This window comes from Bacillus sp. FF-1 (genome assembly GCF_028548245.1).
Classification (GTDB): Bacteria; Bacillota; Bacilli; order Bacillales; family Bacillaceae_G; genus Bacillus_A; species Bacillus_A paranthracis.
Genome location: NZ_JAQQGG010000003.1, coordinates 436,713 through 457,262, shown reverse-complemented (window position 1 = coordinate 457,262; position 20,550 = coordinate 436,713). Strand labels below are relative to the sequence as shown.

20 protein-coding genes are annotated in these 20,550 nt (G+C 36.6%); 16 read left to right on the top strand and 4 right to left on the bottom strand.

Annotation, left to right across the window (positions count from 1 at the left end):
- Nucleotides 1-11 precede the first annotated feature (11 nt).
- The gene (locus tag PQF83_RS12860; RefSeq protein WP_000721229.1) at nucleotides 12-446 is read right to left on the bottom strand and encodes a hypothetical protein; all 435 of its coding nucleotides are present in this window, start codon (nucleotides 444-446) and stop codon (nucleotides 12-14) included.
- Between the two features lie 444 nt (nucleotides 447-890).
- Here PQF83_RS12860 and PQF83_RS12855 point away from each other — a divergent pair, with 444 nt between their 5' ends.
- The 3 genes from PQF83_RS12855 (at nucleotide 891) to PQF83_RS12845 (ending at nucleotide 2,859) form a co-directional block, all read left to right on the top strand.
- Nucleotides 891-1,211, top strand: coding sequence for an ArsR/SmtB family transcription factor (locus PQF83_RS12855; RefSeq protein ID WP_000426918.1), 321 nt, complete (start codon nucleotides 891-893; stop codon nucleotides 1,209-1,211).
- Between the two features lie 67 nt (nucleotides 1,212-1,278).
- The gene (locus PQF83_RS12850; protein ID WP_000723576.1) at nucleotides 1,279-2,208 is read left to right on the top strand and encodes a DMT family transporter; all 930 of its coding nucleotides are present in this window, start codon (nucleotides 1,279-1,281) and stop codon (nucleotides 2,206-2,208) included.
- A 120-nt stretch (nucleotides 2,209-2,328) separates the two neighbouring features.
- Nucleotides 2,329-2,859, top strand: a complete 531-nt coding sequence (locus PQF83_RS12845; protein WP_000871180.1) for a BofC C-terminal domain-containing protein — start codon at nucleotides 2,329-2,331, stop codon at nucleotides 2,857-2,859.
- Nucleotides 2,860-2,872: 13 nt separating this feature from the next.
- Here PQF83_RS12845 and PQF83_RS12840 read toward each other — a convergent pair whose 3' ends face one another.
- Nucleotides 2,873-3,817, bottom strand: coding sequence for an iron-hydroxamate ABC transporter substrate-binding protein (locus PQF83_RS12840; RefSeq protein ID WP_000823601.1), 945 nt, complete (start codon nucleotides 3,815-3,817; stop codon nucleotides 2,873-2,875).
- Between the two features lie 188 nt (nucleotides 3,818-4,005).
- Between PQF83_RS12840 and ruvA the strand changes: the two genes are divergently transcribed.
- The 6 genes from ruvA to yajC are packed head-to-tail and all read left to right on the top strand — an operon-like array spanning nucleotide 4,006 to nucleotide 8,339.
- On the top strand, nucleotides 4,006-4,623 hold the full coding sequence (gene ruvA / locus PQF83_RS12835; protein WP_000464510.1) for a Holliday junction DNA helicase RuvA: 618 nt from the start codon (nucleotides 4,006-4,008) through the stop codon (nucleotides 4,621-4,623).
- A gap of 5 nt (nucleotides 4,624-4,628) precedes the next feature.
- The gene (gene ruvB, locus PQF83_RS12830) at nucleotides 4,629-5,630 is read left to right on the top strand and encodes a Holliday junction branch migration DNA helicase RuvB (RefSeq protein ID WP_000344452.1); all 1,002 of its coding nucleotides are present in this window, start codon (nucleotides 4,629-4,631) and stop codon (nucleotides 5,628-5,630) included.
- On the top strand, nucleotides 5,627-5,827 hold the full coding sequence (locus tag PQF83_RS12825; RefSeq protein WP_000138162.1) for a DUF2905 domain-containing protein: 201 nt from the start codon (nucleotides 5,627-5,629) through the stop codon (nucleotides 5,825-5,827). The genes ruvB and PQF83_RS12825 overlap by 4 nt, the downstream gene beginning before the upstream one ends.
- A 19-nt stretch (nucleotides 5,828-5,846) precedes the next feature.
- A complete protein-coding gene (gene queA / locus PQF83_RS12820) occupies nucleotides 5,847-6,899 on the top strand; it encodes a tRNA preQ1(34) S-adenosylmethionine ribosyltransferase-isomerase QueA (RefSeq protein ID WP_000354031.1) in 1,053 nt (350 codons plus the stop codon).
- Between the two features lie 12 nt (nucleotides 6,900-6,911).
- The gene (tgt, locus tag PQF83_RS12815) at nucleotides 6,912-8,051 is read left to right on the top strand and encodes a tRNA guanosine(34) transglycosylase Tgt (protein ID WP_000125362.1); all 1,140 of its coding nucleotides are present in this window, start codon (nucleotides 6,912-6,914) and stop codon (nucleotides 8,049-8,051) included.
- A gap of 27 nt (nucleotides 8,052-8,078) precedes the next feature.
- Complete coding sequence (gene yajC / locus PQF83_RS12810; protein WP_001068066.1) at nucleotides 8,079-8,339, top strand: preprotein translocase subunit YajC; 261 nt, start codon at nucleotides 8,079-8,081, stop codon at nucleotides 8,337-8,339.
- 37 nt (nucleotides 8,340-8,376) lie between these two features.
- On the opposite strand, the gene PQF83_RS12805 is transcribed toward yajC, so the two are convergent.
- Entirely contained in the window at nucleotides 8,377-8,760 is a 384-nt protein-coding gene (locus PQF83_RS12805) for a TIGR04086 family membrane protein (RefSeq protein WP_000349147.1), read from the bottom strand.
- A 102-nt stretch (nucleotides 8,761-8,862) separates the two neighbouring features.
- Here PQF83_RS12805 and PQF83_RS12800 point away from each other — a divergent pair, with 102 nt between their 5' ends.
- A complete protein-coding gene (locus PQF83_RS12800; RefSeq protein ID WP_000455393.1) occupies nucleotides 8,863-9,510 on the top strand; it encodes a DUF421 domain-containing protein in 648 nt (215 codons plus the stop codon).
- A 29-nt stretch (nucleotides 9,511-9,539) separates the two neighbouring features.
- On the opposite strand, the gene spoVB is transcribed toward PQF83_RS12800, so the two are convergent.
- Nucleotides 9,540-11,099, bottom strand: a complete 1,560-nt coding sequence (gene spoVB, locus PQF83_RS12795; RefSeq protein WP_000198282.1) for a stage V sporulation protein B — start codon at nucleotides 11,097-11,099, stop codon at nucleotides 9,540-9,542.
- 172 nt (nucleotides 11,100-11,271) lie between these two features.
- Between spoVB and PQF83_RS12790 the strand changes: the two genes are divergently transcribed.
- From PQF83_RS12790 to relA, 6 genes are all read left to right on the top strand, one after another.
- Nucleotides 11,272-11,556 carry a post-transcriptional regulator gene (locus PQF83_RS12790; RefSeq protein WP_000886980.1) on the top strand — a complete coding sequence of 95 codons (285 nt, stop codon included), beginning with the start codon at nucleotides 11,272-11,274 and terminating at the stop codon, nucleotides 11,554-11,556.
- A 270-nt stretch (nucleotides 11,557-11,826) separates the two neighbouring features.
- Nucleotides 11,827-14,091 (top strand): protein translocase subunit SecDF, encoded by a 2,265-nt coding sequence (gene secDF, locus PQF83_RS12785; protein ID WP_001119080.1) that lies wholly within the window; start codon nucleotides 11,827-11,829, stop codon nucleotides 14,089-14,091.
- Between the two features lie 153 nt (nucleotides 14,092-14,244).
- Nucleotides 14,245-15,138 (top strand): cation diffusion facilitator family transporter, encoded by an 894-nt coding sequence (locus tag PQF83_RS12780; RefSeq protein ID WP_033671967.1) that lies wholly within the window; start codon nucleotides 14,245-14,247, stop codon nucleotides 15,136-15,138.
- Nucleotides 15,139-15,239: 101 nt separating this feature from the next.
- Nucleotides 15,240-17,579 (top strand): single-stranded-DNA-specific exonuclease RecJ, encoded by a 2,340-nt coding sequence (gene recJ / locus PQF83_RS12775; protein WP_000941265.1) that lies wholly within the window; start codon nucleotides 15,240-15,242, stop codon nucleotides 17,577-17,579.
- A gap of 47 nt (nucleotides 17,580-17,626) precedes the next feature.
- Nucleotides 17,627-18,139: an adenine phosphoribosyltransferase gene (locus PQF83_RS12770; RefSeq protein ID WP_000346214.1), complete on the top strand. Its 513-nt coding sequence runs from the start codon at nucleotides 17,627-17,629 to the stop codon at nucleotides 18,137-18,139.
- A gap of 210 nt (nucleotides 18,140-18,349) precedes the next feature.
- Nucleotides 18,350-20,533 carry a GTP diphosphokinase gene (gene relA / locus PQF83_RS12765; protein WP_001262809.1) on the top strand — a complete coding sequence of 728 codons (2,184 nt, stop codon included), beginning with the start codon at nucleotides 18,350-18,352 and terminating at the stop codon, nucleotides 20,531-20,533.
- Nucleotides 20,534-20,550 lie beyond the last annotated feature (17 nt).

Genomic DNA, 20,550 nt, shown 5'->3' with positions numbered 1-20,550 from the left:
GCCCTTCCTCTTTATTCATCGTTGTCTTGTAAACGACGCTTTTTTATAAAATAACTAACGGAGTAAGAGACTAAAAAGCATATGAAGAGAATGCTACCTGTTAAAATAGCTTCAAAGAGAGGTCTTTCTGGACTGAAAATAATATAAATAATAGCCATAATAATTCCAACGATAAGGGAGCGAAAGACAAGTTTATAGTAAGGAATTAATTGGATGTCCTTTTTGCTTTCTTCTACATCAATTGAAACGCTTAACTGTAAATAACTAAGCACAATACTCGTAAGAATAAATAATAGCCATAATGGAGATTTCGTAATTTGATCTAGTCCTTCAGTGAATCCGATATAGCCTAAAATTCCAATTATACCAAGTGATTGAAAAAGAAAGGCAATACGTATATTTTTTAATGTTTGCAGAATGAGACGTTCATCTTTTATTTTTTTCACAATATCTATCTCCTGTTTATGATAATTTCGCTGTTATATTAATTGTAACATATATATTGCATTTATCAATTTATAATTTACATATAATTTGTTTGGATGAAAGAGGAAATAAAATATTTTTATAAACATGTTGCACTTATACTTTATTAATGTTATATTAGCAAAGCGATGAGCTAATTTACGTAAGACGAGAGATATGCTTAAGTGCTAAACACGCGAATGTGGTCGCCTGGTCTCTCGCCGTAAACGCATCAAGACGCCTGCTTTGCAGGCGTCTTTCATTTTATATGAATGTAAAGGGAAGAATGGAGGAATCCAATCTTCCTTTTTTTATCGAAAAATAGTCTGAAAATAAAGTTATTTACAACTGCGAATGAAAGAGTTACTATTTAATGGTAATATATTACATGTTTTTTATATATAAAAGGTTGGGATGAATAGGATATGGAGAATTTTGAATGTAGAAATACAGAAGTTGTATTAGAGAAATTTCAGGTCGTAACACCTATATTTCAGGCGTTGGGGGATGAGAATCGTCAGCAAATTATTATGCTATTGTTAGAAAACAAACAGATGAATGTAACGCAAATAACAGATAAAATGGGGATTTCTAGACCAGCTGTTTCACACCATTTAAAAATTTTAAAACAAGCAGAACTAATTGTAGCGGATCGACATGGAAAAGAAATTTTTTATTCTATAATAGCCGGAGAATTTTTAAAACAGGTGAAGGATTTACTTCAAGCAATAGAATCGAATTATTAATTTTTTTTAACTAATAAGTAAACAAGTTTAAACTTTTGAACTTGTTTACTTGAAAGGGGTAATAAAAATGAAAAAAATAAATCGTATGTATGTCATTATGTTACTTGTTCCTTTATTTTGGGGTGGCTCTTTTGCAACAGCAGAGCATGTTATTACTGAAATTCCACCGATTACAGCGGCAACAATTCGTTTTGGTTTAGCGGGTTGTATTTTAATAGGCATAGTTTTTATGAAATCTGAGTGGAATACAAGTTTGTTATTAAAGAATTGGAAAGGGCTGTTATTTGTATCATTAACAGGTATTTTTGGCTACAATGTTTTTTTCTTTATGGGACTTAACTATACTTCCACTTTGAATGGCTCGCTTATTATTGCTACAATGCCCGTTTTTGTAACCTTAGGAGCAATATTATTTTTTAAAGAGTCTTGGAGTATAAAAGTCGGAATAAGTTTAATGTTGTCTCTTATCGGTGTAATAGTTGTTATTACGAGCGGTTCAATAAATACACTTATGTCTTTGTCATTTAATAAGGGCGATCTTTTATTTATAGCTGCTTTAATCTGTGGGGTGTTATATAGCTTAACAGGAAAAAAAGTTATGAGTGGTGTCTCCCCTTTATTAACTACAATGAGTATGACGGTATTGGGTACTGGGTTTTTAGCAGGCCTTTCTTTATATGAAGATGGATGGGGAAAGGTTGGGACGTTTTCTTTACAGGGATGGATAGAAATGTTGTATATGGTCATATGCGGGACGTTAATTGGATATATCGTGTTTAATAAAGGAGTAGAAGAGTTAGGTGCAAGCAAAGCGAGTATGTATTTAAATCTAACTCCTATTGTAGCTACTTGTATATCAGTTGTCCTATATGGAGCAGCTGTTACGTGGCAACAGATAGTTGGAATGGCAATCGTATTAATTGGAGTCTATATAGCGACGGTACAATCCAATAAAGATATAAAAAAGCTTTCAAGTAATCAATATGTTTCGAAATAGGTAGAAATCATTGGACTCTATAAGTCTTAATGAGAGTAATCTATGAATTAGGGATAAAACCCCCATTTCCGGAAAAACTACTAATGAAAGTATGATTTTGCCTAAAAGAGGTGAACGGAAATGAAATGGATACTGATTGCGATGCAAGCTTTCGTTATGATGTTTTGTTTCGTTTATGGAACGAATGCGAAGGCGGAAGGGCCAGTACCAGAAGTAACAGAGAAAGACCCTCAAGTTACAATTTTATTAGAGCGAATGTATGTTGATGGAGAAGTAAGTGAGGAAATCTTTACAGAAAAAGTAGCAGACTTAGAAAAGTTTTTACAGCAGTATAAAGAATGGCAGCTCGTTGATCGTGATGATGTACAAATCGTATTACAAAAGAAAGTTGACGATATTTCTCCGTTGTTAAAAACGAGCGGTTATTTTGGCGTGTCAGAGGAAGGGATATTACAAATTTTTAAAGGTGTACCGAAAAGCGATAATGCGATTCATTCCTTCTTTCAAATTGATATGAAAAAGCTTGAGAGTTATGAGCGTGCGAAATTGAAACGTGGTATTCGTATTAAATCAAAAGAAGGTTTTGTGAAGACGATTGAAAAAATGAAACAATATGCAGTGCAAAATAAGAAAAAAAGCAGCTCATGGTGAGCTGCTTTTTTTCTTATTTATTTTTATCTAAAATTTGTTTTGCGATTTCATCGATTAGCATATCTTTTCCGATTGGATTGAAAGCTTTCGTATTGAAGATTTCGTTTGATACTTCATATACGTGATTGTTTTTTACAGCTCTATTGTCTTTCCAAACGGCACTGTTTTTGTAGTCTTCGTAAACTTTATCAGCTTCACCGCCAAAGTTTACAATAAACATTTGGTCAGGTTGGAATGCAACAAGACCTTCTAGCGATACTTGCGCCATCGTTTGTTTTAAATCTGTACCTTTTGTTGCTGGAAGTTTTAAGTCGTTAAAGATGATGTCACCGTACCCGAAGCTACCGTATACACGGAAGTTTTGTGGTGTAACTGCGATGAACATAAAGCTCTCATCTTTTGTTTTCTCTTTAATCTTTTTAGATAAAGAGTCGGCTTTTTTATCGTAGTCTGCAATCCATTTGTCGGCTTTCTTTTCTTCGTCAAATAGTTTACCTACTTCTTTAAACTTACCGCGCCAGTCTTCTAAGTTTGTTTCTAGAACAACTGTCGGTGCTACTTTTTCTAGTTGATCATAAATTTTTAATTGACGATTGTTCAAAATAATTAAGTCTGGTTTTAAAGCAGTAACAGCTTCTAAATCAACTTTAGGTGCCCAATACCAACCTACTGCTTTTACTCCGTCTAGCTTTTCTGTCAAATGCTTTTGGATTTTATCTTTATATGTATTTGCTGTACCAACAGGTTTGTGTCCAAGAAGTAATAATTCTTCTGTTGAACCAGATAAATCAACAATTCTCTTTGGATTTACTGGAATTGTAGCTTCCCCTTTAGCGTGTTTTACAACTTTTGTTTTCGGTTGTTCTTTTGCTTTTGATTCTTCTTTTTGAGAAGAACAGCCAACGATAGAAAGAACAACTAGCATAATAGTAAATAAAATAAATAGCTTACGTTTCATCCTGATGTAACCCCTTTAATTAGTATTGATAATCATTATCGACTTCTGTATATTAATGTGCTTCATGCTTTCTGTCAATGGAAAATAACAGAAGTTTCAAATAGAGAACATTTGTTGGGGTAGTCTCGCTTTTCTATCATTAAATATGTTAAAATGGAATACATGATTTAAGAGGGAGAGATCGTATTTTGTTTGAATATGTTACAGGTTACGTGGAGTATGTAGGACCGGAATATGTCGTAATTGATCATAATGGAATTGGTTATCAAATTTTCACACCGAATCCGTATGTATTTCAAAGAAGTAAGCAAGAAATCCGTGTCTATACATATCATTATGTGAGAGAAGATATTATGGCGCTTTACGGGTTTAAAACACGTGAAGAGCGTTTATTATTTACAAAGTTGTTAGGCGTGTCTGGTATTGGACCAAAAGGCGCTCTTGCAATTTTAGCTTCTGGTCAAACAGGACAGGTCGTTCAAGCGATTGAACATGAGGACGAGAAGTTTTTAGTGAAGTTCCCGGGCGTAGGGAAGAAAACAGCGCGCCAAATGATTTTAGATTTAAAAGGAAAACTAGCAGATGTTGTACCAGATGCATTTGTTGATTTATTCTCAGATACAGAACGTTTTGATGAGAAGAAAGGTTCTTCAGCTGAGCTTGATGAGGCGTTGGAAGCTCTGCGCGCACTTGGATACGCGGAACGAGAAGTTTCTCGCGTTGTACCAGAGTTATTAAAAGAATCATTAACGACGGATCAGCATATTAAAAAGGCACTTAGTCTTTTACTAAATGGTAAGAGGTGAGTATAATGGACGAACGTCTCCTTTCAGGGGAATCAGCATATGAAGATGCGGATTTAGAATATTCATTACGGCCACAGACGCTCCGTCAGTATATTGGCCAAGATAAAGCGAAACATAATTTAGAGGTGTTTATTGAAGCGGCGAAAATGCGTGAAGAGACGCTAGATCACGTGCTTTTATATGGACCACCAGGTCTTGGTAAAACGACGCTTGCGAATATTATTGCCAATGAAATGGGCGTAAATGTTAGAACAACTTCAGGACCGGCAATTGAAAGGCCAGGTGATTTAGCAGCTGTTTTAACAGCACTTCAGCCAGGGGATGTATTATTTATTGATGAAATTCATCGTTTGCATAGATCAATTGAAGAAGTACTATATCCTGCGATGGAAGATTTTTGCCTTGATATTGTAATTGGAAAAGGACCGTCAGCAAGGTCTGTACGTTTAGATTTACCGCCATTTACATTAGTTGGAGCAACGACGCGTGCGGGAGCATTATCAGCGCCATTACGTGACCGTTTCGGTGTACTTTCAAGATTAGAGTATTACACAGTAGATCAGCTTTCTGCGATTGTGGAACGTACAGGAGAAGTATTTGAAGTTGAAATTGATTCATTAGCTGCACTAGAAATTGCAAGACGTGCTCGTGGTACACCTCGTATTGCGAATCGTTTATTACGACGTGTACGAGATTTCGCACAAGTTCGGGGTAACGGAACGGTTACGATGGAAATTACACAAATGGCGTTAGAACTACTGCAAGTAGATAAATTAGGTCTAGATCATATTGACCATAAATTATTGCTTGGTATTATTGAGAAGTTCCGTGGTGGTCCAGTTGGATTAGAAACGGTTTCGGCAACGATTGGAGAAGAATCTCATACGATTGAAGATGTGTATGAGCCGTATTTATTACAAATTGGCTTTTTACAACGAACGCCAAGGGGGCGAATTGTAACGCCACTTGCATATGAGCATTTCGGAATGGAGATGCCAAAAGTATGACGGAGATGCCAAAATTGCTTATTACAGCAGGGATCTTACTTATCGTTGTTGGCTTAGCTTGGAAGTTCATTGGAAGACTTCCAGGCGATATTTTTGTGAAAAAAGGAAACGTTACCTTTTATTTTCCTATCATTACATGTATTGTGTTAAGTATTGTATTATCTTTTATTATGTATATAATAAATCGATTCAAATAAGAAATAGGTGGATATAGTTATGGATATTAATCTGTTTGATTTTCATTTACCAGAAGAACTTATTGCACAAGTCCCATTAGAAGAGCGTGAAACATCAAGATTAATGGTGTTAGACCGTGAAACAGGCGATATTGAGCATAAACATTTTACAGACATTCTTTCTTACTTACATGAGGGGGATTGCTTAGTTTTAAATGAAACGAAAGTAATGCCTGCTCGTCTGCATGGTGTGAAAGAAGATACAGGCGCACACATTGAAGTACTTCTTTTAAAACAAGAAGAAGGCGATAAGTGGGAGACGCTTGTTAAGCCAGCGAAACGTGTAAAAGAAGGAACTGTTATCTCTTTTGGCGAAGGAAAATTAAAAGCAACTTGCACAGGAACTGCAGATCAAGGTGGACGTCAGCTTGAATTTTCATATGACGGCATCTTCTATGAAATTTTAGATGAACTTGGAGAAATGCCACTTCCTCCATATATTAAAGAGACGCTAGAAGATCGCGATCGCTATCAAACAGTATATGCGAAAGAAATCGGTTCAGCAGCAGCGCCGACTGCAGGACTTCATTTTACAGAAGAGTTACTGGAGAAGTTAAAACAAAAAGGCGTTGAGTTAGCATTTATTACACTTCACGTAGGGCTTGGAACATTTAGACCAGTTTCTGCTGATACGATTGAAGAGCACCATATGCACGCAGAATATTACCATATGTCTGAAGAGACGGCGGCATTATTAAACCGTGTAAGAGAGAATGGTGGACGTATTATTACGGTAGGTACGACTTCAACTCGTACGTTAGAAACAATTGCGACAGATCATGACGGCAAGCTTTGTGCTGCTTCTGGCTGGACAGACATTTTTATGTACCCAGGTTACGAATTTAAAGCAATTGATGGTTTAATTACAAACTTCCATTTACCGAAATCAACATTAATTATGCTTGTAAGTGCATTTGCAAACAGAGATAATGTACTTCATGCTTATAATGAAGCAGTAAAAGAAAAATATCGTTTCTTTAGCTTTGGTGATGCAATGTTCGTTGCCTCTCACGCTAAAATGGGAAACAAATAAAAGGAGTAAATTATGACAGCAATTCGTTATGAATTTATTAAAACTTGTAAACAAACAGGTGCCCGTTTAGGACGTGTACATACGCCACACGGTTCATTTGATACACCAACATTTATGCCAGTTGGTACGCTTGCAACAGTTAAGACAATGTCACCAGAAGAATTAAAAGCAATGGATTCTGGCATTATTTTAAGTAATACGTATCATTTATGGCTACGTCCAGGTCACGAAATCATTCGTGAAGCAGGCGGTTTGCATAAATTTATGAACTGGGATCGTGCAATCTTAACGGACTCTGGTGGTTTCCAAGTATTCAGTTTAAGTGACTTCCGTCGCATTGAAGAGGAAGGCGTTCATTTCCGTAACCACTTAAATGGAGATAAATTATTCTTATCACCAGAAAAAGCGATGGAAATTCAAAATGCATTAGGTTCAGATATTATGATGGCATTTGATGAGTGTCCACCATTCCCAGCTACTTTTGAATATATGAAGAAATCTGTAGAGCGTACAAGCCGCTGGGCAGAGCGTTGCTTAAAAGCACATGAACGTCCACAAGATCAAGGTTTATTCGGTATTGTACAGGGTGGGGAGTTCGAAGAGCTTCGTCGCCAAAGTGCAAAAGACCTTGTTTCAATGGACTTCCCTGGTTACGCGGTAGGTGGTTTATCTGTAGGTGAGCCGAAAGATATTATGAACCGTGTACTTGAGTTTACAACGCCACTTCTTCCAGATAATAAGCCACGTTACTTAATGGGAGTAGGTTCTCCTGACTCGTTAATCGATGGTGCAATTCGTGGTATTGATATGTTTGACTGCGTACTTCCAACTCGTATCGCTCGAAATGGTACATGTATGACAAGTGAAGGCCGCCTTGTTGTCAAAAATGCGAAATTCGCAAGAGATTTCGGTCCGCTTGATCCAAACTGTGATTGCTATACATGTAAAAATTACTCTCGTGCGTACATTCGTCACTTAATGAAATGTGATGAAACGTTCGGAATTCGTTTAACGTCTTATCACAACCTTCATTTTCTGTTAAACTTAATGGAGCAGGTGAGACAAGCTATTCGTGAAGACCGTCTTGGCGATTTCCGCGAAGAATTCTTTGAACAGTATGGCTTTAATAAACCGAATGCTAAAAACTTCTAATACATAATTTAAAAGGAGGAACAAAAGATGAATCCAGGTATGATGAATATCGTTATGATCGTTGCGATGTTTGCGATTTTCTATTTCTTATTAATTCGCCCGCAACAAAAACGTCAAAAAGCAGTTGCTCAAATGCAAAGTGAGTTAAAAAAAGGTGATGCTATCGTAACAATCGGTGGCTTACACGGTACAATTGAATCAGTAGATGAGACGAAAATCGTTATTAAATCTGGTGGTTCACACTTAACTTTCGATCGTAATGCGATTCGTGAAGTTGTGAAAAACTAATGAGGAAGGCCCTGCATGAAATGTGCAGGGCCTTTTTTTAGTTATTTTGTTTGGACATATTTACACCGAAAATGCCACCAAGTGTACTCGCGCCCATTAATGCTAATTGGTAAAGTAACTGCGAGTTCGATAAAGTTTGAGAGAAGCCTAAATAGTTAACTAGAAAAACAAGTATAGTGAATGTAAGTCCTGTTGAGAAGCCTACTAGCCAACCTTTCCCTTGTGCTTTTTTGCCGGCAGTAAACCCAGATATAAGCATAGATAAAAGTGCGAGTATAAAAATAGTAACAGCTAATGTTCCTTCATTCATATCTGTAAATTTTAATAAAAGAGCCATAATCATGCTAGTAACTGTTGCGAGAATTAATAGGATAACGATACCGAAGCCGATTGCAGTTGATAATTTTTTCGTTCCATCCATTTATACATTCCCCCTTTTTAATACAAGCATATTTTCCTTTTGCCTAAGTTAGACTATTTTCTTTTTTATAGGGGAGTCTATACGTAAAAAGGAGATGTAAAAATGGAATGGGTATCAGTAATTGGCCGGACGATGCTGTTGTATATTATCATCTTAATTATTTTTCGTCTTATGGGTAAACGTGAGATAGGAGAATTAAGTGTATTAGATTTAGTCGTATTCATTATGCTTGGTGAAATGGCTGTAGTCGCAATTGAAAATACGGATAAATCACTTTGGCATCAATTAGTTCCGATGGTCTTTCTTATGTGTATACAGATCATTTTGTCTGTCATTTCTTTAAAGTTTCAACGATTTCGGCATTTAATAGAAGGAGAACCAGCAATCATTATTAATGCTGGAAAAATTGATGGAAAAAAGATGAGAAACCAGCGATATAATATAGATGATTTAATGATGCAATTAAGAGAGCAGGGAGTCGGAGATATTAGGGATGTAGAATACGCTATTTTAGAACCATCTGGGAAGTTATCTGTCTTTCAAAAACAAAAAGGCGGGCAGGATGCATTGCAGTTTACTCTTCCCCTTATTATCGATGGAGAAATTCAATCGAATCATTTACAAATGATTGAACATACAGACGAGTGGCTTGTTGAAAAATTAAAAAACTTAGGCTATAACGATGTAACACAAATTTTATACTGTAGTTTTCAAAATGGAAAATTTTTTGTTGATTTGAAAGAAAACTAGAGGCTTACTATATGGAATAGTAAGCCTATTTACTTCAAAAATGAAAGTTTTCGAATGATAGGGAGACGACTTAACTCTTCTTTTCGAATGAGCTTGAAAATGAAGAGGAGCACAATATAAACGAGTGTTGTTAAAGTGATTTCCCATAATGTTTGTACGCCAAGTGAATGAGAGAAAACTATATACTTATGAAGGTAAAAACCGAAGGAGCCTGCGATACCGATGGCAAGTCCGCCAAAAATATAGTCTTTTGCGTAAATGGTAAATGTAATTTTCTTTAAAACAGTAGCATAATGAAGAAATGTTACTGTTACGATATTTGCTGCAATTGCAAGGGCAACCCCCATCATTTGAAACTCTGGCCTTGAAGCTAGTACAAAAATAACGATTAATTTCACGATTGCACCAATAAACGTATTCATCATGGCCGCACGTGCTAAGTTTAAAGCTTGTAAGACAGAGGTAAGTGGACTTTGAAAATAATGAAATAAAAAGCAAGGTGCAAGAAGCTGGATGAACGCTGTTGCACTATCCGATCCATACATAAGAGTTAAAACAGGAGAAGCAAATACGTATAATATAACGACTGACCACCCGCCAGTAATGAGTGAGATTCGAAGAGCTTGTTGTAAGCGGTGTTCTACTAATTTATGTTGTCTTTTTGCCATTGCCTCGCTAATTGATGGAACGAGTGCTGTCGAAAGAGCGTATGTAATAAAGGCTGGTAGTGAAAGAAGCGGGAATGCATACCCGTTTAATATACCGTATTGCTGAGTTGCGACGGAGGCAGCAACGCCGGCAATCGCTAAGCTTTGCATAACGACGATAGGTTCAAAAAAATAGGAAACGGAACCGATTAAACGACTTCCTGTAGTTGGAAGTGCAATATCCATAAGAGAATAAAATGTTCCTTTGCTCTCCTTTACAGTAGTGAAAAATCCAGAGCGTATAGATAAATGTTTTTCGCGCTGGAATAAAGTAAGTAAAAATAATAACGATGCCACTTCACCGAGAACGGCTGATAACATAGCGCCAGCTGCAGCATATTCTACGCCGTAAGGTAAAAATAATTGAATACATATAGCGATAATGGTAATGCGGACAATTTGTTCTATCACTTGGGCGTAAGCGCTAGGTTTCATATTTTGTTTCCCTTGGAAATAGCCACGTAAAACAGAAGAAACAGCAATAACAGGAACGACAGGCAAAATGGCCATTAATGGATAGTACGTTCGTTCATCAGTTAATAATGTTTTTGCTAAAATAGGTGTGAGGAGCATAATTCCAATTGTTAAAATGATACTAATAACAGATGTAACAGCTAATGATACTGTTAATATTTTTTTAACTTTTTGTTTATCATTCACAGCTTCTGCTTCTGCTACAAATTTTGCGATTGCGACAGGAAGACCGATTTGTGTTAATGTAATTGCTAGAATAAATGTAGGGACGGCCATCATATAAAGGCCAACGCCTTCTTCTCCTAAAATACGTGCCATTACAATACGATTAATAAATCCTAGAATTTTGGTAATAAAGCCGGCTATCATTAAAATAAATGCGCCTTTTAAAAAGCTTTGTCTCGTCATGGTCTTCTCCTACCTTCTCAAAATCAGTGGAATGATTTACAATAATTTATATGCACGTACGAGACAAGAATGACAAGCATTTAAGAGAGTACTCTTGAAAGTAGTTATTGCTGTCCATTAGAGCGGGATTAAAAGCGACTTTTCGTGCTGAAATAAGAAGGAGATGTTATATATGTTAGATAGAGAGGCTTTGGTAGAATCATACCGCGGACAGTTACAAGTCGTTTTAGAAAGTAAAGTAGAAGAGTTCCAAATGTTCGGCTACGACCGAGTAACAGATGATGACATTTGGAAGTTTCTTAAAGTGAAAAAGTGGAAGAAGATAGACAGTGACGTTAGATTGTATGAATTAGTTAATGACGTATTAACAGTAACAGCTAATGAATATATGACGTATTTAACTGTTGAAGCATATCAAGCCCCGCTTTGGTCATTTGATGAATATGAAAATAAATAACCGACTGCAATTGGTTTGTTCTTCCTTTTGCAGTATAATGATAGGTATTGATAATGAGGAAATAATTATGTCTAAGATCATATATAAAGGAGGTAGTGAAGAGAGAAAACAAATAATGAAAGTGTAGGTAATGTGAAAAACTTACCGACACAGCTGGTGAGGAACTAGCAAAATTATAGAAAGGAAGTCTACTAACTAGGCGTATGCACACGTGTAAAAGTGAATCGTAAAAGATTTATTTGAAGTGTTAGTAGCGGAAAGAGGGTACATATGGCAAAGCGTGGTACAAGAATTGCCGCCTTTTTCCTCATCGTTTTATTAATCGGTGGAGTAATTGGTGCGGCAGGAAAAGACATAGCAAAAGGAATTAGTCTAGGACTAGACCTTCGCGGTGGTTTTGAAATTCTGTATGAAGTAAAACCAGCCAAAAAAGGTGATAAAATCGATCGAGATGTACTTGTAAGTACAGTAGGTGCTCTTGAAAATCGTGTCAATGTTCTCGGTGTAAGTGAGCCGAACATTCAAATCGAAGGGCAAGATCGAATTCGTGTACAGCTTGCTGGTGTACAAGATCAGCAAAAAGCACGTGAAATGTTATCAACACAAGCGAAATTAACATTTCGTGATGTAGATGACAATCTTCTTATGGATGGAACGGATTTAAAAGGTGGCGGAGCGAAGCAAACATTTGATGAGCAAGGCCGTGCGAGTGTAGGTCTTACACTAAAAAGCGCTGAAAAATTCCGTGAAGTAACTGAGAAAATTTCAAAAATGCCACCACCAACGAATTTAATGGTAATTTGGCTTGATTTTGAAGAAGGAAAAGATTCGTATAAAGCAGAATCTGCAAAACCGAATCCGAAATTCTTATCAGCAGCAACAGTAAGTCAAGTATTTAACCAAGCTGAAGTATCTATCGTAGGTGGAAACTTCACAGTTGAAAGTGCAAAACAACTTTCATCTTTATTAAACGCAGGTGCACTGCCGGTTGATTTAAAAGAAATGTATTCAACATCTGTTGGAGCGAAATTTGGTCAACAAGCGTTAGAGCAAACAATTTTCGCTAGTGCGATTGGTATCGCTCTTATTTTCTTATTTATGCTTGTATTCTACCGTTTACCAGGACTTGTAGCGGTTATTATGTTAGGTTTATACATTTTCGTTACATTACTTGTCTTTAACTGGATGCATGCAGTTCTGACGTTGCCAGGTATTGCAGCGTTAGTGCTCGGGGTAGGTATCGCAGTTGATGCGAATATTATTACGTACGAGAGACTAAAAGAAGAACTGAAAATTGGTAAGTCAATGATGTCAGCATTCCGTGCTGGTAACCATCGTTCATTAGCAACAATTTTAGATGCGAACATTACAACACTTGCAGCAGCTGGTGTATTATTCGTTTACGGTAATAGCTCTGTAAAAGGATTCGCAACAAGTTTAATTGTAAGTATTTTAGTCGGTTTTATTACGAACGTATTCGGTACTCGTTTCTTACTAAGTTTACTTGTAAAGAGCCGTTACTTCGATAAAAAACCAGGATACTTTGGTGTGAAACAAAAGGATATTATTCCGTTAACAAAAGGTGTAGTACATCCACCAACGAAATTTGATCGTATTAACTTTGTAAATGTCGGTCATAAATTCCTTATCTTCTCGATTGTAGTTGTAATTGCAGGTGCAATTATTTTACCAATTTTCAAAATGAATCTTGGTATTGACTTTGCGAGTGGTACACGTATCGACCTGCAATCAAAACAATCAGTTACTGTGTCTGATGTTCATAAAGATTTTAAAGAATTGAACATTGACGTGAAGGAAGAAAACATTGTACCGACTGGAGATGACAATAAGGGATTCGCAGTTCGTACATTAGGTGTTCTATCAAAAGATGAAATTGCGAAAACAAAAACATTCTTCCACGATAAATATGGTACAGATCCAAACGTAAGTACAGTTTCGCCGACAATTGGTAAAGAAATTGCAAGAAATGCATTTATCGCAGTATTAATTGCTTCTGCAGTTATCATTTTATACGTAAGTATTCGATTCCGATTTACGTACGCATTATCTGCAGTGCTTGCATTATTACATGATGCATTCGTTATGATTGTTATATTTAGTATTTTCCAATTGGAGGTAGACTTAACGTTTATCGCTGCCGTGTTAACAATCATCGGTTATTCTATTAATGACTCAATTGTTACGTTTGATAGAAACCGTGAATTATACAAACAGAAAAAACGAGTTCGCGATATAAAAGACTTAGAAGAAATCGTAAATGCAAGTATTCGCCAAACGCTTGGTCGTTCGATTAACACCGTATTAACAGTGTTATTCCCAGTAATTGCACTGCTTATCTTCGGTAGTGAGTCACTACGTAACTTCTCGTTTGCGTTACTTGTTGGACTAGTTGTAGGTACGTATTCTTCTGTTTTCGTTGCTTCTCAAATTTGGTTAATGCTTGAAAACCGTCGTTTGAAAAAGGGCAAAAACAAGAAAAAGGTTGAGAAAGTAGAATCTGAACCGCAAGTATAAAAAAGATGATGTCTCTTTATGAGGCATCTCTTTTTTCGTTTGTGGATACAATAAGATAGTTACTTTGAAATGATGAAATGGAAGAAAGTTGTGATGTTATCGCTGTTTTTGTTACAATAAAAAGATAGGTTAAGAAAAGAAGGGATTTTAATGATGGAAAAAGATGAACGTTTTAAACAGGCCGAGTTTGGTGCTATTGTCGGGATCGTTGGTAATATTATATTAGCGATTATAAAGGCGGTAATTGGTTATATTGGGAACAGTAAAGCGCTATTAGCAGATGCGGTGCATTCTGCATCAGATGTAATTGGTTCGCTAGCTGTACTGTTTGGGTTACGAGCAGCAAAGCAGCCGCCCGATGAAGATCATCCGTATGGTCATGGTAAAGCGGAATCGATTTCAGCGATTATTGTTGCAGTATTATTATTTATTGTGGGAATCGAGATAGCGATTTCGTCCATAAAAGCTTTTTCACAGGAACTAGAACCGCCGAAAGGGGTTACAATTTTTGCTGTCGTTCTTTCAATTATCGTGAAAGAAGGAATGTTTCAATATAAATTCCGATTAGGGAAAAGGGTAAATAGTGATGCAATTATTGCAAATGCATATGAGCACCGTTCAGATGTGTTTTCTTCAATTGCAGCTTTAATCGGTATTTGTGCAGCGATTATTGGTGGTAAGTTCGGGTTAGATTGGCTTGTGTATGCCGATCCAATTGCAGGATTATTTGTTTCACTTCTTGTTGCAAAAATGGCATGGAGTATTGGGGCAGAAGCAATTCATGCAACGCTTGATCATGTTCTTCATGAGGAAGATGTTATTCCGCTTAGAGAAGCCGTACTTCAAATAGATGGTGTAAAAAAAATTGGTTCTTTATACGCAAGGGAACATGGTCATTATGTTATTGTTGATATTAAAGTTTCTGTAGATCCATACATTACTGTAGAAGAAGGGCATCGCATTGGAAAGCATGTGAAAGAAACGCTTATGAAACAAGATAACGTACAAAATGTGTTTGTACATATAAATCCGTATTCTCCAAATTAAACATTATTAACATTTTAGTATATAGATATTGCATCGTAGTTTGCATGATATTGTCACCCCTTAATCTGTCTTGTATAATGAACAGGTTAAGGGGTGATTTCGTGTTACAACCGAAGACGCGTTGGAAAGAAAAAGAATATAATGGCGAGCGAGTGAGTGAATTAGCAAGTAAATTACAATTATCACCACTTGTCGTTTCGTTATTCCTCGGTAGAGGACTAGATACAGAAGATAAGATTTTAGATTTTTTAAATACAGAAAATCAAGAATTTCATGATCCATTTTTATTAGAAGGAATGGATAGAACGGTAGAACGTGTAAATAAGGCGATTCAAAATGGAGAGCAAATATTAATATTTGGTGACTACGATGCGGACGGAGTAAGTAGTACGACTGTATTATATCTTGCCTTACAAGAATTAGGTGCAGACGTAGAATTTTATATCCCAAACCGTTTTACAGAAGGTTATGGACCAAACGAAGAAGCATTCCGTTGGGCGCATAGCGCGGGATTCTCACTTATTATTACTGTTGATACTGGTATCGCAGCTGTACATGAAGCGAAAGTAGCGAAGGAACTTGGGATAGATCTTATTATTACAGATCACCATGAGCCGCCACCAGAATTGCCAGAAGCACTTGCGATTATTCATCCGAAATTAGATGGCGGTGTGTATCCGTTTCACTATTTAGCGGGCGTTGGTGTTGCGTTTAAAGTTGCACATGCACTACTAGGCCGTGTACCAGAACATTTATTAGAAATTGCAGTGATTGGTACGGTAGCCGATTTAGTATCACTTCACGGTGAGAATAGATTGCTAGTGAAGCGCGGTTTAAAACATATGCGCATGACGAAAAATATTGGACTAAAGGCGCTATTTAAAGTTGCTAACGTTTCGCAAAGTGAAATTACAGAAGAGAGTATTGGCTTCTCAATCGCACCTCGTATTAATGCAGTTGGACGTTTAGAAGATGCTACGCCGGCTGTACATCTTTTATTATCAGAGGATCCCGAAGAAGCGAAAGAGCTGGCTGAAGAAATTGATGAGCTGAACAAACTGCGAAAAGATATTGTAAAACAAATTACAGAAGAAGCTATCGCTGAAGTGGAAACGAATTTCCCTCCTGAAGATAATAAAGTATTAGTGCTTGCAAAAGAAGGATGGAATCCAGGTGTAATTGGAATTGTCGCTTCTAAATTAGTTGAACGTTTTTATCGTCCAACGATTGTATTATGCATTGATCCTGTAAAAGAAACTGCAAAAGGTTCAGCGCGTAGTATTGCAGGATTTGATTTGTTTGCAAACTTGTCAGATTGTAGAGAGTTATTGCCACACTTCGGAGGACATCCGATGGCAGCGGGAATGACGCTACATATGAATGATGTAGATGAATTACGCCGCCGTTTAAATGAACAGGCAGATACAATTTTAACGGAAGAAGATTTTATTCCAATTACAGCTGTCGATGCTTTTTGCAAAGTGGAGGACGTAACACTTGCAGCAATTGAAGATATGCAAAAGTTAGCACCATTTGGTGTTGGAAATCCAAAGCCACGTATTGCAGTGAAAGATGCGGAGTTAGAAAGTATTCGTGCAATCGGATCAGACGGTTCTCATTTAAAAATGGCTCTTCGTGATGGACAGGCAACACTGGATACAATCGGGTTTGGATTTGGAGCGTATGCGAAAGAAATTTCTCCAGTTGCAAAAGTATCTGTAATCGGGGAAGCGTCTATTAATGAATGGAATAATTTTAAGAAGCCGCAATTAATGGTGCAAGATATTGCTGTAGAGGCATGGCAATTATTTGATTGGCGTAGTATGCGTAACGTAGAAGCAAATTTAGCAGAACTTCCGAAAGAAAAAATAACGATGGTGTATTTTTCTAAAGAGGTATTGCATAAATTTTCTTTAGAAGACTATAAAGAGCATATGATGCATGCATCAGAAGTAACCGAGTTAGATGAGCAATACATCGTGTTACTTGATTTACCAAAAGGAACAGATGAATTACGAGATCTATTTAAAGTTGGGTTCCCGTCGCGAATTTATACGCTATTTTATCAAGAGAATAATCATTTATTTAGTACTGTTCCAACGAGGGATCACTTTAAATGGTACTATTCATTCTTGAGCCAAAAATCACCATTTTCTTTAAGACAATATGGAGAACAACTATGTCAACATAAAGGTTGGTCAAAAGATACAGTAAATTTCATGACACAGGTGTTTTTTGAGTTAGAATTTGTTACAATAAAAGATGGCGTCATTTTTATGGCAGACAAAAAACAAAAGCGTGATTTAATTGAATCGAACACATATCGTGAGAAAATGAACCACTTACAATTAGAAAAAGAATTGGTTTATAGCACATATCAGCAACTATATACATGGTTTGAAACGATTCGTAATCATAAAGAAGTAGAACAGTTAGGGTAAAGGATTTGTATTTACAAACCTTTTAGATCTGAGGAGGATTCAGAAATATGGATTTCAAGCAACATATCGCAATTGTACCGGACTATCCAAAAGAAGGTATTGTGTTTAAAGACATTACACCGTTAATGAACGACGGTAAAGCATACAAAGCAGCAACAGATGCAATCGTTGAGTATGCAAAAGAGAGAGACATCGACCTTGTAGTAGGTCCAGAAGCTCGTGGCTTTATTATTGGTTGCCCAGTTTCTTACGCATTAGAAGTAGGATTTGCGCCAGTTCGTAAATTAGGAAAATTACCACGTGAAGTAATTACAGTTGACTACGGTAAAGAATATGGTAAAGATGTTTTAACAATCCATAAAGATGCAATCAAGCCAGGCCAACGCGTATTAATTACAGATGATCTATTAGCTACAGGTGGAACAATCGAAGCGACAATTAAGCTAGTTGAAGAGCTAGGCGGAGTTGTAGCAGGAATTGCATTCTTAGTAGAACTTACTTACTTAGATGGTCGTAAAATGTTAGATGGTTACGATGTATTAGTATTAGAAAAATACTAATCGCTATATAGGTAAAACTACGGTGATAAGAAGTACCCGTGAATCTCTTGGAGAGGAGCGGGTACTTTTGTATAATTGAACAAAAAATTATGGTGAAATGTCAGTAAAATCTTTTCCTTTTCACAATTCACAATCATTGGGTTATAATGATAGAATATAATTTATTCTATTTAATAAAGATAAAGTCAATTTTCAATAAAAGGTGATTCGATGGCAAATGAGCAGGTACTAACAGCTGAACAGGTACTCGAGAAAGCAAGTCAATATTTAGTGGATGAAGATATTGAGCTAGTAGCACGTGCCTATGAATATGCACGCGATGCGCATAGCGAACAATACAGAAAATCGGGTGAACCATACATTATTCATCCAATTCAAGTTGCAGGTATTTTAGTTGATTTACACATGGATCCAGCTACAGTATCAGCAGGTTTCTTACATGATGTAGTAGAAGATACAGAGATTACATTAGAAGATATTGAACGGGAATTTAATAAAGAAATTGCTATGCTTGTTGATGGTGTGACAAAGCTTGGAAAGATTAAATATAAATCTCATGAGCAACAACAAGCAGAAAACCATCGCAAAATGTTTATTGCAATGGCTCAAGATATTCGAGTTATTTTAATTAAACTAGCTGATCGTCTTCATAACATGCGTACATTGAAACATTTGCCTCAAGAGAAGCAGCGTCGCATTGCGAATGAAACGTTAGAAATCTTTGCGCCTTTAGCACATAGACTCGGAATTAGTACTATTAAATGGGAGCTAGAGGATACGTCACTTCGCTACTTAAATCCACAGCAATATTATCGTATTGTAAATTTAATGAAGCGTAAACGTGCAGAACGTGAAGAGTATTTAGACGAAGTAATGACTGGTATTCGTGAGAAATTAGACGAAGTTGCAATTCAACCTGAAATTTCTGGAAGACCAAAACATATTTACAGTATTTATCGTAAAATGGCACTGCAAAATAAACAGTTCAATGAAATTTACGATTTATTAGCTGTACGTGTCGTTGTAAATAGTATTAAAGATTGTTATGCAGTACTTGGAATTATTCATACGTGCTGGAAGCCGATGCCAGGTCGTTTTAAAGATTATATTGCAATGCCGAAAGCAAATCTATATCAATCTCTTCATACGACTGTAATTGGACCGAAAGGTGATCCGCTTGAAGTGCAAATTCGTACGAAAGAAATGCATGAGATTGCAGAATTCGGGATCGCGGCACACTGGGCGTATAAAGAAGGAAAAACAGCAGAAACAACAGGTACATTAGAGAAGAAACTTACATGGTTCCGTCAAATATTAGAATGGCAAAATGAAGCTTCTAATGCAGAAGAGTTTATGGAGTCGTTAAAAATTGATTTATTCTCTGACATGGTATTCGTCTTTACACCGAAAGGCGATGTAATGGAATTACCACTTGGATCTGTTCCAATTGACTTTGCATATCGTGTGCATTCAGAGATTGGGAATAAAACAATTGGTGCAAAAGTAAACGGGAAAATGGTGACACTTGACTATAAATTAAAAACAGGTGACATCATTGAGATTTTAACATCGAAACATTCGTATGGACCAAGTCAAGATTGGGTGAAACTTGCTCAAACATCTCATGCAAAAAACAAAATACGTCAGTTCTTTAAGAAACAACGTAGAGATGAAAATATTGAAAAAGGCCGTGAACTTGTTGAGAAAGAAGTGCGTAGCCTAGAGTATGAGATGAAAGAAGTGTTAGCGCCTGACAATTTAAAACGAGTTGCTGAAAAATTCAACTTTGCAAATGAAGAAGATATGTTTGCGGCAGTTGGATATAATGGTATCACTGCATCGCAAATTGTTACGCGACTAACGGACAAGTTCCGTAAGCAACGTGAAGAAGAAGAGATTGTTGAAGTTAAAGAAGTTCGTAAACCGATGAAAATTCGAAAATGGGATTCTGGCGTTAAAGTAAGTGGTGCAGATAATTTATTAATTCGTTTATCAAAATGCTGTAACCCAGTACCTGGTGATGATATCGTTGGGTATATTACGAAAGGCCGAGGCGTATCGATTCACCGCCGTGACTGTGTAAATGTTCATACAGAAGAAGCTATAGAACGTTTATTAGAAGTAGAGTGGGAAGGTAGCCCTGAAAAAGAAATTGAGTATAACGTTGATATTGAAATTTCAGGTTACGATCGCCGTGGTTTATTAAACGAAGTATTACAAGCTGTTACAGAGACGAAAACGTACATTTCAGCAGTTTCTGGTAGAAGTGACCGTAATAAGATGGCAACAATTAATATGTCAATCTCTATTCGTAACTTACAGCACTTGAAAAAAGTAGTAGAACGCATTAAACGTGTTCCAGAAATTTATGCAGTACGACGCATGATGCATTAATAGGGAGTGTAGAAAAG

Coding starts and splice junctions, on each gene's coding strand:
- PQF83_RS12825 (WP_000138162.1), top strand. CDS start 5,627: ATGACGGAGATGCCAAAATTGCTTATTACAGCAGGGATCTTACTTATC.
- PQF83_RS12780 (WP_033671967.1), top strand. CDS start 14,245: ATGGAAAAAGATGAACGTTTTAAACAGGCCGAGTTTGGTGCTATTGTC.
- PQF83_RS12850 (WP_000723576.1), top strand. CDS start 1,279: ATGAAAAAAATAAATCGTATGTATGTCATTATGTTACTTGTTCCTTTA.
- spoVB (WP_000198282.1), bottom strand. CDS start 11,099: ATGACGAGACAAAGCTTTTTAAAAGGCGCATTTATTTTAATGATAGCC.
- secDF (WP_001119080.1), top strand. CDS start 11,827: ATGGCAAAGCGTGGTACAAGAATTGCCGCCTTTTTCCTCATCGTTTTA.
- PQF83_RS12840 (WP_000823601.1), bottom strand. CDS start 3,817: ATGAAACGTAAGCTATTTATTTTATTTACTATTATGCTAGTTGTTCTT.
- PQF83_RS12805 (WP_000349147.1), bottom strand. CDS start 8,760: ATGGATGGAACGAAAAAATTATCAACTGCAATCGGCTTCGGTATCGTT.
- PQF83_RS12800 (WP_000455393.1), top strand. CDS start 8,863: ATGGAATGGGTATCAGTAATTGGCCGGACGATGCTGTTGTATATTATC.
- relA (WP_001262809.1), top strand. CDS start 18,350: ATGGCAAATGAGCAGGTACTAACAGCTGAACAGGTACTCGAGAAAGCA.
- PQF83_RS12855 (WP_000426918.1), top strand. CDS start 891: ATGGAGAATTTTGAATGTAGAAATACAGAAGTTGTATTAGAGAAATTT.
- PQF83_RS12770 (WP_000346214.1), top strand. CDS start 17,627: ATGGATTTCAAGCAACATATCGCAATTGTACCGGACTATCCAAAAGAA.
- yajC (WP_001068066.1), top strand. CDS start 8,079: ATGAATCCAGGTATGATGAATATCGTTATGATCGTTGCGATGTTTGCG.
- PQF83_RS12790 (WP_000886980.1), top strand. CDS start 11,272: ATGTTAGATAGAGAGGCTTTGGTAGAATCATACCGCGGACAGTTACAA.
- ruvB (WP_000344452.1), top strand. CDS start 4,629: ATGGACGAACGTCTCCTTTCAGGGGAATCAGCATATGAAGATGCGGAT.
- PQF83_RS12845 (WP_000871180.1), top strand. CDS start 2,329: ATGAAATGGATACTGATTGCGATGCAAGCTTTCGTTATGATGTTTTGT.
- tgt (WP_000125362.1), top strand. CDS start 6,912: ATGACAGCAATTCGTTATGAATTTATTAAAACTTGTAAACAAACAGGT.
- queA (WP_000354031.1), top strand. CDS start 5,847: ATGGATATTAATCTGTTTGATTTTCATTTACCAGAAGAACTTATTGCA.